This is a genomic window from Luteolibacter flavescens (genome assembly GCF_025950085.1).
Lineage (GTDB): Bacteria > Verrucomicrobiota > Verrucomicrobiia > Verrucomicrobiales > Akkermansiaceae > Haloferula > Haloferula flavescens.
In genome coordinates this window covers 247,665-263,813 of sequence record NZ_JAPDDS010000006.1, presented here as the reverse complement: position 1 = coordinate 263,813, position 16,149 = coordinate 247,665, and the positions used below count along the sequence as shown (strand labels likewise).

General features: G+C 62.8%; 15 protein-coding genes. 10 read left to right on the top strand and 5 right to left on the bottom strand.

Annotated features, from left to right (window positions below; translation table 11 throughout):
* Positions 1-7: 7 nt before the first annotated feature.
* From OKA04_RS13040 to OKA04_RS13030, 3 genes are all read left to right on the top strand, one after another.
* Positions 8-2,191 (top strand): PAS domain-containing protein, encoded by a 2,184-nt coding sequence (locus OKA04_RS13040; RefSeq protein ID WP_264501610.1) that lies wholly within the window; start codon positions 8-10, stop codon positions 2,189-2,191.
* Between the two features lie 81 nt (positions 2,192-2,272).
* The gene (locus OKA04_RS13035; protein WP_264501609.1) at positions 2,273-2,710 is read left to right on the top strand and encodes a response regulator; all 438 of its coding nucleotides are present in this window, start codon (positions 2,273-2,275) and stop codon (positions 2,708-2,710) included.
* Between the two features lie 238 nt (positions 2,711-2,948).
* Positions 2,949-4,772: a hypothetical protein gene (locus tag OKA04_RS13030; RefSeq protein WP_264501608.1), complete on the top strand. Its 1,824-nt coding sequence runs from the start codon at positions 2,949-2,951 to the stop codon at positions 4,770-4,772.
* Between the two features lie 4 nt (positions 4,773-4,776).
* Here the strand turns inward: OKA04_RS13030 and OKA04_RS13025 are convergent, their stop codons facing one another.
* Positions 4,777-7,302, bottom strand: a complete 2,526-nt coding sequence (locus tag OKA04_RS13025) for a PAS domain-containing hybrid sensor histidine kinase/response regulator (RefSeq protein ID WP_264501607.1) — start codon at positions 7,300-7,302, stop codon at positions 4,777-4,779.
* A gap of 73 nt (positions 7,303-7,375) precedes the next feature.
* Here OKA04_RS13025 and OKA04_RS13020 point away from each other — a divergent pair, with 73 nt between their 5' ends.
* From OKA04_RS13020 to OKA04_RS13000, 5 genes are all read left to right on the top strand, one after another.
* Positions 7,376-7,906 (top strand): response regulator, encoded by a 531-nt coding sequence (locus OKA04_RS13020; protein ID WP_319800613.1) that lies wholly within the window; start codon positions 7,376-7,378, stop codon positions 7,904-7,906.
* A gap of 44 nt (positions 7,907-7,950) precedes the next feature.
* A complete protein-coding gene (locus tag OKA04_RS13015; protein ID WP_264501605.1) occupies positions 7,951-9,024 on the top strand; it encodes a 3'-5' exoribonuclease YhaM family protein in 1,074 nt (357 codons plus the stop codon).
* Positions 9,025-9,062: 38 nt separating this feature from the next.
* Positions 9,063-9,776 carry a DUF4261 domain-containing protein gene (locus tag OKA04_RS13010; RefSeq protein ID WP_264501604.1) on the top strand — a complete coding sequence of 238 codons (714 nt, stop codon included), beginning with the start codon at positions 9,063-9,065 and terminating at the stop codon, positions 9,774-9,776.
* A 113-nt stretch (positions 9,777-9,889) separates the two neighbouring features.
* Positions 9,890-10,468, top strand: coding sequence for a DNA repair protein RecO (recO, locus tag OKA04_RS13005; protein ID WP_264501603.1), 579 nt, complete (start codon positions 9,890-9,892; stop codon positions 10,466-10,468).
* Between the two features lie 9 nt (positions 10,469-10,477).
* Positions 10,478-11,374 carry a tetratricopeptide repeat protein gene (locus OKA04_RS13000; protein ID WP_264501602.1) on the top strand — a complete coding sequence of 299 codons (897 nt, stop codon included), beginning with the start codon at positions 10,478-10,480 and terminating at the stop codon, positions 11,372-11,374.
* A 50-nt stretch (positions 11,375-11,424) separates the two neighbouring features.
* Here the strand turns inward: OKA04_RS13000 and OKA04_RS12995 are convergent, their stop codons facing one another.
* Positions 11,425-12,105 (bottom strand): hypothetical protein, encoded by a 681-nt coding sequence (locus OKA04_RS12995; protein ID WP_264501601.1) that lies wholly within the window; start codon positions 12,103-12,105, stop codon positions 11,425-11,427.
* A gap of 234 nt (positions 12,106-12,339) precedes the next feature.
* Between OKA04_RS12995 and OKA04_RS12990 the strand changes: the two genes are divergently transcribed.
* Positions 12,340-13,215 (top strand): cation diffusion facilitator family transporter, encoded by an 876-nt coding sequence (locus OKA04_RS12990; RefSeq protein WP_264501600.1) that lies wholly within the window; start codon positions 12,340-12,342, stop codon positions 13,213-13,215.
* Positions 13,216-13,333: 118 nt separating this feature from the next.
* Entirely contained in the window at positions 13,334-13,987 is a 654-nt protein-coding gene (locus OKA04_RS12985; RefSeq protein ID WP_264501599.1) for a hypothetical protein, read from the top strand.
* A gap of 242 nt (positions 13,988-14,229) precedes the next feature.
* On the opposite strand, the gene OKA04_RS12980 is transcribed toward OKA04_RS12985, so the two are convergent.
* The 3 genes from OKA04_RS12980 to OKA04_RS12970 form a co-directional block, all read right to left on the bottom strand.
* Complete coding sequence (locus OKA04_RS12980) at positions 14,230-14,541, bottom strand: hypothetical protein (protein ID WP_264501598.1); 312 nt, start codon at positions 14,539-14,541, stop codon at positions 14,230-14,232.
* Positions 14,542-14,790: 249 nt separating this feature from the next.
* Positions 14,791-15,057, bottom strand: coding sequence for a hypothetical protein (locus OKA04_RS12975; RefSeq protein ID WP_264501597.1), 267 nt, complete (start codon positions 15,055-15,057; stop codon positions 14,791-14,793).
* Between the two features lie 139 nt (positions 15,058-15,196).
* Positions 15,197-15,748, bottom strand: a complete 552-nt coding sequence (locus OKA04_RS12970; RefSeq protein ID WP_264501596.1) for a PEP-CTERM sorting domain-containing protein — start codon at positions 15,746-15,748, stop codon at positions 15,197-15,199.
* Positions 15,749-16,149 lie beyond the last annotated feature (401 nt).

The following is a 16,149-nucleotide window of genomic DNA, read 5'->3' as shown; positions in this document are numbered from 1 at the left end:
CGTGCCCATGCGCCGCTCCGGCGCACTGGTCATCCTTGCGGGGATCTTCATCCTGCTCGGCACGTCGTGGCTGGTGATCGAGGAGAGCGACCTGATCACCCGGGTCGCGGCGAGCGCCGTGATCCTGCTCGCCACCGGCCTGCTGATCGGGCGGCTGCGCACCATCCCTGAGGCCACGAGCGCGTCCGACCGGCTTGCGGAGATCAACCGGCGGCTGGAGGACGAGCTCGTCCAGATGCGCGAGCAGCACCGGCAGCTCGACCACTACTTCGAGATGCTGATGGCGAACGTGCCGGCCAACATCTATTTCAAGGACCGCGAATCCCGCTTCCTCCGCGTGAACCAGAGCATGGCGACCTACGTGAGGAAGGGCCACCCGCGCGACCTGATCGGGAAGAACGACCACGACCTCTTCGACCGCGAGCACGCCGACGATGCGCGCGCGGACGAGCTGCGCATCATCAATACCGGCGTGCCGGTCAACGGCCTGGTCGAGCACGAGGTCTTCCCCGACGGATCGGTCGGCTGGGTGCTGACGAACAAGATGCCCTTCCGCGACCGCGAGGGAAACATCATCGGCACCTTCGGCATGTCCAGCGACGTGAGCGAGCTGGTGAATGCGAAGCAGGAGCTGGAGCGCGAGCGCTACCTGCTGCGCTCCCTCATTGACGCCTTCCCCGACAAGATCTTCGCCCGCGACCTGCAGCGCCAGTACCTGGTGGTGAACCGCGCGATGGCCGAGTGGGTCGGTGCCTCTTCTCCGGAGGAGATGATCGGCAAGACCCCGGCGCACTACTTCCCGGAAACCATCGTGAAGGAAGGCGAGGCCGAGGACCAGAGCATCATCGAGAACCGGCTCGGCGTGATCAACCGCGAGTGGGACCTGGAGTGGAAGCCCGGCGACGTCCATCACTTCGTCACGACGAAGGTGCCGCTCTTCGACGCGGAAGGCCAGATCTGGGGTTTCGTCGGCATGGACCGCGACGTGACCGAGCAACGCCGCGCGCAACTGGAGGTGATCCAGGCCGAGCAGCGGATGCAGGCCATCATCGACAACAGCCCGGCCGTCATCTCGATGAAGGACCTGGAGGGCCGCTACCTGATGGTGAACCGCGGCTTCGAGGATCTCTTCGGCCTGGCGCGCAAGGACGTGCTGGGCTTCACGGACCACCAGCTCATCGCGGACAAATCCGCCGCCGATAAATTCCGCAAGCACGACATCCTCATCGCGGAAGGCGGCGAGGCGCTCCAGATGGACGAGGAGCTGTACGTGGACAACGAGCCGCGCACCTACGTGGCGGTGAAATTCCCCCTGCGCGACCTGAACGGGCAGATCCAGTCGATCGGCGCGATCTCCACGGACATCACCGACCGCAAGGCCGCCGAGCAGGCGATGCATGTGCTGAACCAGGATCTGGTGAAGGCGAACGAGGACCTGAAGCGCGCGCAGGAACAATTGATCCAGGCGGAGAAAATGGAGTCGGTGGGTCGCCTCGCGGCGGGCGTCGCGCACGAGGTGAAGAACCCGCTCGCGATGATCGGCATGGGCATCGAGCTGCTCGCGCGCCGCATCCCCGCGGAGGACACGCAGGCGCAGGAGACCATCGAGCGAATGAAGCGCGGGATCGACCGCGCGAAGAAGATCGTGAAGGGCCTGGTGGACTACTCGTCGGCGCGGAAGCTCTCCGTGGAGCCAAAGGATATCTCCGAGGTCATCGGCGACTCGCTCGCGCTGGTGGAGTATCCGCTGAGGCAGGCGAAGGTGAAGCTGGAGACCGAGATCCAGCCCGCCCTGCCGCGCGTGAGCGTGGATGCGACGAAGATGGAGCAGGTGATGGTCAATCTCATGATCAATGCGATGCATGCCATGCCGGACGGAGGCACGCTGACGGTACGGGCCTTCTCCCGCGCACTGAGCGGGGTGCGCCGCGACGTGGGCGTCCGCACCGCCGGGCACCTGCGCGAGGGCGACCGGGTGGTGCGGATCGAGGTGGATGACAGCGGCTCCGGCATCGACGAGGCAAACATGTCGAAGATCTTCGACCCCTTCTTCACGACGAAGGCCACGGGCCAGGGCACCGGCCTGGGACTCGCCGTGTGCCGGAAGATCGTGGAACTCCACAATGGCATGCTGGAGCTGGAAAACCTGCCCGGCGGCGGCGTCAGGGCATCCATCACCCTGAAGACCTGACGAACGAAAATGGCATCCCTCCTGCGAGAAGACCTCGCGAATTTCCCAACTTCCACTAACTTGCCAAATACCACCACTGCCATGGAAACGCCCCGAATCCTGATCATCGACGATGAAGCCGACTTCACCGCCCTGCTGCGTGCGAACCTCGAGGAAGTCGGCAACTTCGATGTCCACGACATCAACGACTCCTCCCTCGCGCTGACCACCGCGAAGAACTTCATGCCCGACCTGTGCGTCATCGACGTCGTCATGCCCGGCATGGACGGCGGTGACGTGGTCGCGCAATTCCGCGCCGATCCCGACCTGAAGAATATCCCGGTGCTGATGCTCACCGCGCTGGTCGAGGAGAACCCGGAGACGCCCGATGGCGAGACCCAGACCGGCGGCCTGCCCTTCGTCAGCAAGACGTCCGACTTCGACACGATCCTCGCGTGCATCGAGAAGCATCTGGAAGAAGCACGCGTAAAAACTCCCGCCGATGAACCGCAGATGGCGGAGCCCTGGGAGATAGGTTGACGCTTCCGGGAAATCCTTTGCGCCGAATTATCTTCTGCTAGAACCGCCGTCCATGACCCCGGACGTGGAGCGGTTTCTGGATCTGGCAACGCGGCACCTTGCCTCCTCTCCCGAAGAACGGGAGGAGGCAAAAGGCGAGCTGATGTCGCGCACCACGCACGGCGGCATCCCGTATGAAATGCTGGATCTCACCGGGCCGAATGAAGCACTGGCCTCGGCTCCGCCGCCGAAGCCGCGCTTGCGCCGCGCCCTGCTGAGCGTCAGCGCGGTGTTGCTGACCGGGGCCGTGGCGGCGGTGATCCTGCACCTCGCATGGCAGACCTTCCTCCTGAGACAGGTGACCATGATGAGTTCCCGCGAGCTCTATGCCGTGGGAGACGATCCCGGGAAAACGGCACTGGTTGTCGACCATCTGCGCAGGGTCGCGCCCACGCTGCCGCTCGGCCTTCATCCGAAGGCGGGATCGCCCGAGGAAACCGCGGACATTCTCGCGAGAGATCCCGGCGACCTCGCTATGCTCCAGCAGCATGTCACCCGGCAGGTGGATTGGACGGACCACTCCGCCGACATCGACTGGGAAAACGTTGCCCGTCTTGATCCGGACAATGCTCTCTATCCTCTGCTGAGGATTACTCCCCAGTTGGCGAAGGCTCACGGCGACATCAATACCCGCTTATACAATGGAGCTATCCGGGTTAGTTCCAAAGCCGATTTCGACAAAGCACTGGAGTTGTTTTCCGAAGCTGCGGCAAAGCCTGTTTACGTTGACCATGCGACCAGTCTGCAGAGGCAACAAATGGACGCCTTCCCTTCTCCTCGCTCGCTCACCGAAGAAATGATCGCGCTGGAGATCTCTGAATTGGTGAGACCGACATTCAAATCCGATTCAGATGCTCTGGAAACATTGGCGGAAGCTCATTGCCAGGCTTTGCTCGCAGATGGCGACATGGACGGGTTGAAGAATTTCTTCGACAAGTGGAAGCACGTTACCGAGCGGGTGATCGACTCGCCGCAGGCTGGTGAATTCAGCAACGACGGAATCCTCGCTCAGTTGGAAGATATGGGGGGATCGATCCTGTGGGGCCTTGATGGATTCGTCATGACGGATGAAATAGCAGAGGCGGAGCATCGCATCTCAATCCTGTCGCGCCTAACCTCGTCCCACGACCCACTCTCACCGGAGATGGAATTCTCAATAGGGTTTCGTTTGCGTTCCACAGCGCGCATACCTGCCAGCATCACGCCAGAAGAAACTCTCCCGTCAAAGCTCGCGGAGTTTGCCTTCATGCACCGCGTCCTTCTCGCACCGATCTCATTCCTTGCCCTGGTCTTCGCCGGATTGGTCGGACTTGAGACATGCCGTCGTTCGGTGGCAGTGAAGCGGCTTGCCCGCGGGCTGATGCCGCTCTTGAAGAAGGAAGATCACCTGTGGATTGTCGGACTCGGGCTTGCCCTCCCGTGGCTGTGGTGGGGGGGCATCACCCGGATGACTCCGCTCGGCTGGACCGATCGAGGAATGGATGAGGTGTGGTCACCCTTGATCTGGATCATCCAGCCCAGCGCGGGCTTCATTCTTTCGGCGGTGATGCTGCTCCAGACCGCCCGATGGCGTTGGGGAGTGCGCGGCGGCGTCATCGGCCTGGGCGTTTCACATGCGTGGATCGGCTGGGGAGTCGCGGCGCTGACCGGCCTGTCGATCCCCGCTGCAGGAGCCCTCCGTTACTTCGACACTCTCAGCGGAGACGAGGAGAAGATCTATCTCATCGCGACCGGAGGCATGGCCGCGTGTGGCATCCTGTGGCTCCTGTGGCAGGGCATCATGGCTCTCTTCTCGACGCGCCTCGCATCCCTGCGGCCAAATCTGGTGATGAGGGCCACGCTGCCATGGGCGATGACTGGCGTTGCCACGCTCCTCATCGCCGTGCCTGTCTCGATGGCCATGGAGCGCCACTGGATGGCGAAGGACCCGCTCTTCTCACCATGGACCAGCAAGACCCATGTGAACGCATTACGGGAACGGCAGGCGGCAGAGATAAAGGAGATGGCGAGCGAGTGGGAATGACTTCTCACCGCACCTGCATTTCCAATACATCGCGCAGGGCCGTCAGGAGGGCCGCGGTCGTGTAGGGCTTTGGCAGGAATTTCACCGGCTCGCCGCCTTCATCGAAGGACGCCATGGACGTGACGCCGCTGACGCCGATCACCGGCACCGTCGGGTCGATGCGGCGCAGTTCGCGGATCAGGGCCGGGCCATCGACGCGCGGCATTGCCATGTCCGTAATGACCACGTCGATCTCAAAGCGCCGCGAGACGAAGAGCGTGATCGCCTCCGCACCGTCCGCCGCATCCAGGATCTCGTAGCCATACGCCTCCAGCGTCTGCCGGGTGATGTGGCGGATCGATGCCTCGTCATCCACGACCAGCACCGTCTCGCCACGGCCGCGCGGCAGGCTGGGGCTCACGGTGATGGAGGGACGTGAGCCCACCTGGCCGAGCGCCGGCAGAGAGACCGTGAAGGTGGTTCCTTCCCCCGGCTCGCTCGCGACTTCCAAGGTGCCGCCGTGGCCGCGCACGATCGCCAGCGCGGTGGAGAGCCCGAGGCCAGTGCCTTTCCCCGGCTCCTTGCTGGTGAAAAAGGGGTCGAAGATCCTGCCCAGCAGGCCCGCGGGGATGCCCGAGCCGGTGTCCTCCACGTCCACCCTCACGCGTGGCTCGTCGTTGTTCACGTTCACGGCCCGCAGCCGCAGCAGCCCGCCATCCGGCATGGCGTCGCGCGCATTCACGCAGAGATTCAGCAGCACCTGGTGGAGCTGTGTGGGATCGGCATGCACCCGCAGCAGCCCGGCGGGCGCCTCCAGCTCCACGCGGATCGACTTCGGGAAAGTATCCCCGATGATGCGGACGACTTCCTGGAGCACGCGCCCGACATCCACCTCCACGCGGCGGCCCTCCATGCCGCGGGCGAAGGAAAGGATCTGCTGCACCATGTCTGCCCCGCGCCGCGCGCTGGCACCCACGATCTCCAGGATCTCGCGGTCCGCGGCATCGTCGAGGCGGTGCTTCAGCAGGTCCACCGACATGATGACGGGGGCGAGCACGTTGTTCAGGTCATGCGCGATGCCGCCGGCCAGCGTGCCGATGCTCTCCATCCGCTGCGCCCGCAGGAACTGCTGCTCGAGCTGCTTCCTCCCGGTGATGTCGGTATTGATGGAGAGGATCGAGCGGGGCTTCCCCTCGGGATCGCGCAGCAGCGTCCAGCGGCCGTCCACGGTGACCGCCTGTCCCGCGCGGGTGAATTGTGCGATCTCGCCGGACCATTCGCCCTGCTCCAGCACCGCGCGGGTGGACGCGAGGAATGCCTGCTCATTCTGATAAAGCAGCTCCCGGACGGAGCGACCCATCGCCTCCTCCGCGGTCCAGCCGTAGAGCAGGCTGGCACCGTGGTTCCAGTAGATGACCTGGTGATCGAGGCCGAGCACGATGATCGCGTCGCGCGCCTTTTCGATCAGCGCCGCCTGCTCGACGAGCTGGGTCTCCGCGATTTTCGAGGCGGTGATGTCGCGCATGGTCCCGACGACCCGCCCGACCTTTCCCGAGGCATCCGGGATGGGGGCAAACTGGACCCTCAGCCAGCGGATCTCGCCATCCGGCCGACGGATGCGGAAGTCCGCTTGCGCCGACTCCCCGGCGAAGCGCTTGCGGGCGACCTCCTCCATCATCGGGCGATCCTCCGGCAGGATGTCCTGCATGTAGGCCCTCGTGTCGGCGTAGATGTCGCCGAGGGGCCGGCCCCACACGGTCTCGTAGGCCGGGCTCATGTAGAGCAGGCGATCCTGGACGATGTCGTAGCTGTAGAAGACCTCGCCAATATTCTCCGCCATCTCGCGGAAGCGCGTCTCGCTGTCGCGCAGTGCCTGCTCCGCCTCGCGCCCGGCGGTGACATCGCGACAGGTGCCGAGCAGCCGGACCGGCTTGCCCGCGCCATCGCGGAAGACCTTCCAGTGGAGCTCCAGGTGCTTCACGCGCCCGTCGCGCAGGCGGGCCCGGTGGACCAGGGAGTCCGGCCCGGTGCCCTCCACCGAATTCTTGTACCCCTCCTCCACCCGTGCCCTCTCCTCCTCCGGCGTCTGCTTGAGGATGATCTCGAAGGTCGGGACAAAGGTCGCCGGGTCCGTCTCGAAAATCCGGTGCATTTCCTCAGACCACGCGATGACACCTGTGACCAGGTCCGACTCCCACCAGCCCATCTCCGCGACCCGCTGGGCCTCCACGAGGCGCGAGCGCTCCTCGGCGAGTTGGTTCGCCAGTTCGCGCTGCTCGCTTTCGCTTGTGGCCAGCGATTGATAGCTGGCCTCGATCTCCTCGCAGGTGCGGCGCACCAGGTACCAGAGCAGCACCGAGGTCAGCATGACGAAGAGCAGGCCCTTCACCAGACTCCACCGCAGGATCATCTCCGAGTGCGGCAGCAGCGGCTCCAGCGCACGGTCCGAAAGGATGATCCACAGCGTGGCGAAGATCCAATAGCCCACGACGATTCTCCACGCGCGGGCTCGCGCCGTGTCCTTCGGAGGCGTGGTTGGGGTACGGTTCATCACCATTCTCGGGGAGAAACCAGCGGCGACTGGGTTGCCTCGTCACGCAAGACGACTGCCCGCTTGAGAAATCATGGATCGCCCCGGCGATCAAGCGACCAGTAACGTCGCGAAACAAGACGTCCTGACAGCTTTCTCCCGGAATCGTCCTCCGCGATGGCGTGATAGCGCCCTTTCAAACGCAGGCCATACTTCACCCAAGATGACGACTACGGGGGCCGCCAAAGAAACCGCAAGAATCCTGATTGTGGACGATGAGCCTGCGATCCGGGAAGTTCTCCGACAGGCGTTGATGGCGGAAGGCTTCGAGGTCGAGATGGCCAGGAATGGCACCGAGGCCGTGAAGCACGTGCGCGAAGGTGCCTTCGATCTCGTCCTCACCGACCTGATCATGCCCGGCAAGGATGGCATCCAGACCATCCTCGAGCTGCGTGCCGTGGATCCCCGTATCCAGATCATCGCGATGTCCGGCGGCATCGTCTCCGGCGGCGGCGACTTTCTCCCGCTGGCCCGCCAGCTCGGCGCGCGGACGGTGCTGAGCAAGCCCTTCGAATATCGCGTCTTCATGGACTCCGTGCGCGACGCGCTGGGCATCGCCGCGTGAGGTTCCGTTCGTGACACCCGCCGGGATACGGCGATGCTCGCGACGTGACATTTTTCACGATCTCGGCACTGAAGGAACAAGCGGGCGAGCAGCCTCCCATCGCCGCCGCGGTGGATTGCGAATTGCAGTCACGCAGCCAGCGGCAGACGAAGGCGGGCAAGCCCTACCTCGTCATCACCTTCGCGGACGCCACCGGCAGCTTCAACCTGAATGCCTGGTCGGACGCGCCGATGTTCGAGGCGGCGCAGGGCATGCCGGACGGCACCGTGGTGCGGCTGGATGCCGAGTGGACGCAGAACCAGTACGGCCTGAATGGCGCGAACATCTCGTGGGAGCGCCTGACCGGCGAGGACCTCGAGGCCTTCTACGCGGGTGACGCCGCGACGGCGGAAAAGCAGCGCCGCGATTGGGAGACCATCACGACCTTCGCCGCCGGGGTGAAGGACCCGCGGCTGCACGCGCTGGCGAAGCGCTTCATCGACGATCTCGGCCCGAAATTTCGCCGGGCAGCCGCCGCCCGGAAAAACCACCACGCCCGCCGCGGCGGACTGGTGGAGCACGTGGCGCAGATGATGCGCATGGCGGACCTCGCCGCCTCCGCCTACCCGCAGCTCAATCGCGACCTGCTGCTCATCGGCGTGCTCTTCCACGACTGCGGGAAGCTGTGGGAAAACCAGTATCCCGAGCGGGGATTCGCGCAGGGCTACACGCTGCACGGCGAGATGCTCGGCCACATCCCGCTGGGCATAGAGCTGGTGAACAAGCTGTGGCGCGACGTGGCGGAAAGCCCGGTCGCCAAGGACTGGCTGCCGCTGGAGCCCGCGAGCGAAAGCGTGCGCCTGCACCTGCTGCACCTCATCGCCAGCCATCACGGCGACTACCAATTCGGCTCCCCTGCCCTGCCGCGCACGCCCGAAGCGATCGCGCTGCACCACATCGACAATCTCGATGCGAAGCTGGAAATGATGAAGGATGCGTATGCGAATGCGAACGAGATCTCGGTCGGCATCTATGAGAAACAATTCCCGCTGCCCGCGAACCTCGTCGCACCGCTGCCCGCCTTCGATGCCCCTCCGCTGATCGCAGCGGAGAATGAGCCGGCGACCGACCTGTTCTAACCTTTCCCACCCTGATACCACGCACCATGGAGCAAGAAATGATCCTCTGCATCCCGGGCCCCTGGGCCGATCGCTCGGAATTCCTGAAGGCCATCATCACGACCGAGCCTGCGGGCCAGTTCATCTTCGCCGGAGGCCTGCTCGCCCACCCTTCGGGTGAGGATCACGTGCCGCTGACCTATGCGGATGCCGATCCGGACATGGCCCAGGCTTTCCACCTGGCCGGGCAGGGACAAATTTCCGATGAAACGCTGGAGGCGATCTCCGCACATGGAGGCGTGGCCTACCTTCACTTCGCGATGGATCTCCCGGAGGAACTGGAGCGCATCGTGAAATTCACCGACGTGGTCCGCCGCGCCGGGGGCATCGCGGTGAAGGTGGAATCCTGCGGCGTGGCCCACGAGTGGGAGAGGTGGTCCAAGCTGCTCTCCGGAAATGCATTCGACCACTATTGCAGCGCCTGCACCCTGATCGGCGGCGAGGACTACTTCTACTCCTGCGGCATGCACCACTTCGGACTGCCCGAGTGCAGCATTCCCACGGACTTCGATGCCGAGGAAGCGGCACACCTGATCAACCAGTTCAATCTCTATCAGATCGTCTCAAATCCCCATTTGGAGTCCGGCCACACCGTCAGCCTGTCCGAAGAATCGATTCGCTTCCGATTGACGCTGGAAGAAGATGGGCGACATGAGGCGGATGACCTTTTCCACAATCCCCACGGCGTCTGGGTGCTGACGCCATGCGAATAAATCACGCCCCGGCCCCTCAGACCGATTCATGCGGTGGACGAATCCTGCCGATTCCTCCGCCGATCCTGCGATGATGAAACCTCTGCCTGATTCCCGGGTTATCCTCTAGCGACATGGAGCACTGCCACGGCACCCTGATCCGTCTGACCAAGCTGACCGACACCAGTTGGATCGTACATTGGTTCACGGCAGGGCACGGGCTGATCAAGACCGTGGCGAAGGGTGCGCGCAGCCCGAAAAGCCAGTTCGCCGGGAAGCTGGACCTGTTTTTCGACGCCGAGATCACTTGGGCGAAGGCGCGCACCGGAGAGCTGCACGGCCTGCGGGAAGTCGCGGTGGCCACCACGCGGGAGCCGATCCGCGGTAATTACAATGCAATGCTTTTGTCAGGCTATTGGTGCCGCCTGCTGGAGCTGCTGATCGAGCGTGACCACCCGGAACCGGAATTGGCCGATTTACTGCGAAGAGGGCTCGATCATGTCGCATCTAACGGCCCTTCCATACGTGCAATGGTGCATTTCGAGCAGGAACTCGCGAGAAATCTGGGCATTCTGCGCGAACGCAAGCAGGCGGTCAGCGCGCTCCGCGAAACGCTCGGCAGCCTCCCTCCGCAGCGTGCCCAATTGATGGAACGACTTTCACCCGCAGCAGAAATACCCGTTGCGGAAACCGAAACCGGTGATTTAAAGTAAATACAAGCCATGGACTCACCAACAGCTACCCTGATTCAAATCCTCCGCGGCCGTGTCGATGAACTCGTCGCCGTGGGAGACCTCGACGAAGCAGTCCACGCCGCGACCGCTGCAGTCCTCAAGGCGCAGCAGATGCTCAGCAGCGACCTGGAGAGCATCGACGAGTTCGCCAGCTCCCTCGAGGTGCGCGCGGACGTCTATCGCCAGCTCGGCCTCCTCGAGGAAGCGCGGGACGATTACAAGCAGGCCATCGAGCAGCTTGAGAATCGCCCGGACCGCAGTTCACAGATCGGCCGCCTCTACGCCGGCTACGGCGCGGTGCACGACCAGCTCGGCAACAGCGAGCGCGCCGCCGAACTCTGGCAACAGGCCATCCACTACTTCGAGGCATCCGAGCCACCCGCGCTGCTCGACATTGCCTCGATGTCCAACAACATCGCCTACCTGAAGAAGGCGGGCGGCGACGTGGAAGGCTCCGAGGCGCACTTCCTGCGTGCCTTGGAAATCCTTCACAAGGAGCTGGGCCCCGACAACGAGGAGACGGCCTCCGTGTCCAACAATATCGGCGCGCTCTATCAATCGGCCGGCTACTTCGAACAGGCCCGCGAGATGCACCTGATGGCGCTCGATGCACGCCGCAAGCTCTTCGGCGAGAATCATCACGACACCGCCCAATCCCACAACAACCTCGCGCTGGCGCTGCTGGCCACCGGTGACAAGGCGTGGGCGCAGCGGCACTTCGAGAAGTCAATCGCCGGCTTCAAGTCGCTGGGGATCGAATACGCCGAAGACCTCGTGGCCGTGGCCGAGAACTACTCCGCATTCCTGCGCGAGGAAGGTCTCTTCACCCGTGCCGACGAGATCGCAGCCGAGATTAACGGCGGATCGGTGGCCGGAGTCGCCTGAGGCGCTTATCAATCTGGCGGGTGCCGGTGAGACGATCACCGGCGCGCCGCCTAGCTGCTCGCGGTGGAGGATTCCTTCACCGCGATTTTTTCCGCCCGCAGCCAGCGCAGCAGCACGGTGCGATCCCCGGTGAGAAGGCCATGGACTCGGTAGTTCGAGCGGCGTAGTACTTCCGCCGCTTCGCGGTCCTCGTCCACCACACACCATGGCGCGGAGCCGGAGGAGTGGATGAAGCGGAAGCCATCCGGCCGGGTGACGAGGAAGGCGACATGGCTGTCCAGGCCGATGATCCGCACGCCGGGCTCCACCATGGCCAGCTCCCCCGCGAAGGTGTCGTAGGAGACACCCACCCGCAGCGTCATCGCGTCCGCCGGGAGGAAGGTGCGGATGATATTCTGCGAGGGCTGGCGGGCGAGCTTGTAGCGGTCCAGCTTGAAGCCCGCATCGCGCAGCACCGTGGAGACGAAGTAGCCGCACGCGATCTTCCCCTCGCCCGGGACCTCCGACGTGCCATTGAAGTCCCACGGGGTGCCGAGCCAGCACAGCATCATCTCCGGCAGCAGGGTCTCCAGGAAGCTGCGGGTCTCCGCGATCACGCGGTCCTTTTCCTCATTGGTACGAGCCTTGGCGTACTTCGAGGAGAGATCCTTCCGCCAGCGCTCCGCCTCTTCCTTCAGCTCCTCGTAGCGGGCGGAGTCAGGGGCCGGTTTTGTGACGAGCGGCGCGGACACGGTTTGCCACGCGACCGGCAGGCGATCGCGGAAATGCCAGCAGACAGCGCTTACAATTCCTGCCGTGGCTAAGATTGTTAGGAGAAACCGCTTCAACGTGGGGGTTTGAGTTCAATCGGTTACGCGGCCAGTGGCCAATGAATTTCCGATGAAGTTGCACGCGCCGCGGGAAATCCCACGCTTTCCGCCGTGAGCGCGACGCTGTCCCCAAGGCTGCCCGAAGACCAATCCCGCATGATGACCCTGTCACTCGCCGTGGCGGTGGTGCTGCTCGTCGCGAAGACGATCGCGGCGGCCATGACGGGATCCTCGGCGATTTACTCAGACGCCGCGGAGTCCGTGACCCACTTGCTCGCCGTGGCCTTTGCCGCATGGGCACTGCGGCTGGCGCACAAGCCGTCCGACGACACGCATCACTTCGGCCATGACAAGGTGGCCTTCATTTCCTCGGGGTTCGAGGGCGCGATGATCAGTGCGGCGGCGCTGCTCATCCTCTACGATGCGGGCCGCCAGGCGATCAGCGGCTCCGTGATCGAGAGCATGGGCCTCGGCATCCTCGTCACCGCCGGAGCCGCCGCGGTGAACCTGGTGCTCGGCATGGCGCTGCTGCGCGTGGGCAGGAAGCACAACTCCCAGGTGCTGCGCGCGAATGGCGAGCACGTGCTCGCGGACGTATGGACCAGCGGCGCGGTGATCATCGCGCTCGGCCTGGTGTACTTCACTGGCTGGCGCTGGTGGGACCCCATCTGCGCGATCCTCGCCGGCAGCAAGCTCCTGTGGACCGGCTGGCGGCTGATGCGCGAGAGCTTCGGCGGGCTGATGGACGAGGCCGACCTGGCCGTGGAAAAGGAACTGCGCGACATCCTCGACGCCGACTGCGCCACCCGGGGCCTCTCCTACCACAATCTCCGCCACCGCCACTCCGGACGCACGCATTGGGTTGAATTCCACCTCGTCTTCCCCGACGAAACCGACCTCGGCGACGCCCACGAAATCGCCACCGAACTCGAAGGCCGAGTCGCCGCACAAATCGGCCAGGACGTCCGCGTCATCTCCCACCTCGAGCCCCGCTCCGCAGAACACCAGGAGGAGCCGTGGGAGCTGAGGTAGGGAAGATAAATTAACGCATCATCTTACAATTATCTCTCTTTCCTTCACCTCGGAGGAATAGAACAAAATGCCAAACCCGTCTGCTTGACCATTTCCATGTTATTTATTTCATGAATCCATGCCTACCGGCGATGTGACATTCCCCTTCCTTCCCAAGTCCAATTCCTTTTTGGCCAGAGGGATGATCTGGGACATTCCGCTTCGCGATGGCAGCTACGCCTGCGGACGGGTTTATTCCCCCCGCCGGAAAAGCGGGAAGAGCCGATTTTCGTTCTGGGGAGCTTTACTGGATTGGCACGGCTCGGAGAAGCCAACTGTGCAAGCAATTTCAGGCCCGCCAGTGCTATGGCAGGGATGCTTCGACGTTCGCTCACTCGCTCACTCGGGGTCAATGATGCTGGACATCCTACCACTGGAAGCAGACGACTTCATGGTCCCGCCTGTCCTGACCTCTTTGCTAAATGGTATTGTAACGCTCGGCTACGACGAAGAACGCCCCGCAACTGAGACCGAATTCCGCACATTGCCGATAATGTGCGTTTGGGAAAACAACCAAAGCTTCATCAGGATTGCTGAAGAGGTCTTTCTAGATGGAAAACCCATGCATCATGAACGGACCCCCGTTGAGAATGAACTCTTGGACAAGCTCGGGATTAGCGCGCCAGGAGATCTCAAGAAACGGCAGGCGGAGATAGCTCGCGACTGGCGGCGCTCGAAGAGGGCTAAACCGGCTTCGCGCAAATCGAAGACGCGAGTCGAAAAGCAGTCTTGATACGCAATACGGATATTGGGGCCAATTGTCGGTCGGCGAGAGTTCTATCGTGATCAGGCGCCCCCTTCATGCCGCACGAATCGGAACCATTTCGAGTCCCTGCCGTCGTGACCAGTCGAGACTTGCCACTAGCTGTCTCGGAGAGAATCTCTCCATCGAGCCCCCCCGATAAACATATAGCCATGAGACCTCCTGTATTGATGAAAAGGTCGTCGGCGATCCTTTTCATTCTGGCAATTTGTTCATGCAGCGGCACCCGCTTCGCCACAACATCCTCCGGCCAGGGTCAGGAATTCGATGTCCGCTCCTACAAGATCCGGGAAGCCCCGATCCGCACGAGAGGCCATCTCTCCTACGACGCCAAAACCGAGGTGCTTCAAATACAGCCGGAATGCGGCAAACTGATCCATGCCAGCATCAAGCTCGACAACCCGAGCTTCAAAAGCGGCACTTCCTATGATGTTGATCTCTTGGAATGCTCCACCATTGGACACCCCGACCACCCGCACCGCTTTATCGCGATCAGGATCCACGAAGGTGAAAAGTTGGTCCATGACTCATCCGTCTGCGACACTCACAAAGCGTCTATGGCAAGAACCGTCGAAGTTCCGGTAGGTGCGCCAGGCTTTCCATCCAACAGCAAGAACAACAAGAACGACGGTTACTTCAGGGCTCACGATGACCCCAGCTTGAGGCATGTCGTTTGGGTATGCCCCACCTGCAAGAAAAACACTGACCGGAGGATCACGGGCAAACCGTGATTCGCCGCTCGATCACCAGCGGCGGCATCTTGGAAGAACCCATCACAAGAGCGGGAGAAAGGCAGCATTGCCGGTGAGAGGATCGACCACGATGTGGACGAAGTCAGGGTGAATCATGCTTCCCTCGGGCACTTCCATCCGGAAAATGAAGGCCCAGAAACTCGTGGAGATCCCGAGAGCTTCGTGACCGCCGGAGTGATCATCGAGGGAAACCCTCGTCGGCTCGGAACGGAGAGGAAAACGGAGATGCGTCGCCGCTGATTCGGCAAGTCTCCACGCCACCTCCATCGCTTGTTCTTCGGTCAGCATCTATTCCCTGTCCAAGCAACCTCTCAGGGAATCCGACATCAAGCTGGTTTGAACGCACGAGCAGGGACGATGCCCCTCAGACCCGGGCAAAAATGCAGGGAAAGGCGAGTGCCTTTCCCTGCCGTGGGTAAAGCGGAACTCACTTCCGGCGGCGGCGCGCTGCTGCGGCGAGCAGGCCACCGGCGACCAGGGCGAGGCTGCCCGGTTCCGGCACCGCGGTGCCCGTCACCAGGAAGGCAGCGTCGCGACCGGTCGAGCCGACATAGGCATCAAAATTGTTTCCAGCCTGGAAATGTGCGCCTCCGGCATAGCCATTGCCGGTGGTGGTGGAGACATAGAAACCTGCCCGCGAGTAGGCGAAGTAGGTGGTATTGGGAAGCAGCGTGATATTCGACGTGGAGAAGTCGAAGCCCACGCCGGCAACGAAGGCCGCCGACGCGATGGCGCCGACATCACCTTCGATATTGATCGGCGCATCAAGATAAGCCGACGTGAAGAGGTAGAGCATTCCGTTGCCGGAGACCGTGGAACCATTGAAGAAGGCGATGGTCTCCAGCTTGTCCGCGGTGCCGTCATCCGCGGTGGTGAAGGAGATGCCATGGCGGGCATAGGTCGAGGTAAGGCCGGTGGTGGGAGCGTAGCCCGCGATCGTCGCGCCGGAAGCCGAAGCGGCGAGGAAGAGCGAAGCCATTGCGGCAAGGAAGCGGGAAGAGGTCGTTTTAGTCATGCAGGCGTAAGGGACAGATGTAGGGGCAAGTAAAATGCGCGGCATTCCAAAGGTTCGCGAAACCTGATGGTCAACGACAAAAAACCACCCCATCCGGACCAGTTAGAGACCCGCTCTCTTGCCCCGCATGGTCGCGATTCCGCCAACGGCAGGAACCCTAGCGACTTACCATTCCAAGCAGGTCTTCTCTCCCGGAGGATCGCCCGACCCACCCTACGCGAAAAAGGTACCTGCCGTCCGAGGCCGATCTAACAGAATACCGGTCGCCGGGCGGGATCATCGATCTCCTACGATTGCCGTAGATCGTAGCGCTCCGAGACCGATCTCTCATGCTTGAAATATTTTGAACAGCATTCGGCGATTTT

What these genes read in the sequence shown, in the direction of transcription:
- OKA04_RS13040 (WP_264501610.1), top strand. Translation starts at nt 8, where the DNA reads ATGCGCCGCTCCGGCGCACTGGTCATCCTTGCGGGGATCTTCATCCTG.
- OKA04_RS13035 (WP_264501609.1), top strand. Translation starts at nt 2,273, where the DNA reads ATGGAAACGCCCCGAATCCTGATCATCGACGATGAAGCCGACTTCACC.
- OKA04_RS13025 (WP_264501607.1), bottom strand. Translation starts at nt 7,302, where the DNA reads ATGAACCGTACCCCAACCACGCCTCCGAAGGACACGGCGCGAGCCCGC.
- OKA04_RS13020 (WP_319800613.1), top strand. Translation starts at nt 7,376, where the DNA reads ATGGATCGCCCCGGCGATCAAGCGACCAGTAACGTCGCGAAACAAGAC.
- OKA04_RS13010 (WP_264501604.1), top strand. Translation starts at nt 9,063, where the DNA reads ATGATCCTCTGCATCCCGGGCCCCTGGGCCGATCGCTCGGAATTCCTG.
- recO (WP_264501603.1), top strand. Translation starts at nt 9,890, where the DNA reads ATGGAGCACTGCCACGGCACCCTGATCCGTCTGACCAAGCTGACCGAC.
- OKA04_RS13000 (WP_264501602.1), top strand. Translation starts at nt 10,478, where the DNA reads ATGGACTCACCAACAGCTACCCTGATTCAAATCCTCCGCGGCCGTGTC.
- OKA04_RS12990 (WP_264501600.1), top strand. Translation starts at nt 12,340, where the DNA reads ATGATGACCCTGTCACTCGCCGTGGCGGTGGTGCTGCTCGTCGCGAAG.
- OKA04_RS12985 (WP_264501599.1), top strand. Translation starts at nt 13,334, where the DNA reads ATGCCTACCGGCGATGTGACATTCCCCTTCCTTCCCAAGTCCAATTCC.
- OKA04_RS12980 (WP_264501598.1), bottom strand. Translation starts at nt 14,541, where the DNA reads ATGGACCAACTTTTCACCTTCGTGGATCCTGATCGCGATAAAGCGGTG.
- OKA04_RS12975 (WP_264501597.1), bottom strand. Translation starts at nt 15,057, where the DNA reads ATGCTGACCGAAGAACAAGCGATGGAGGTGGCGTGGAGACTTGCCGAA.
- OKA04_RS12970 (WP_264501596.1), bottom strand. Translation starts at nt 15,748, where the DNA reads ATGGCTTCGCTCTTCCTCGCCGCTTCGGCTTCCGGCGCGACGATCGCG.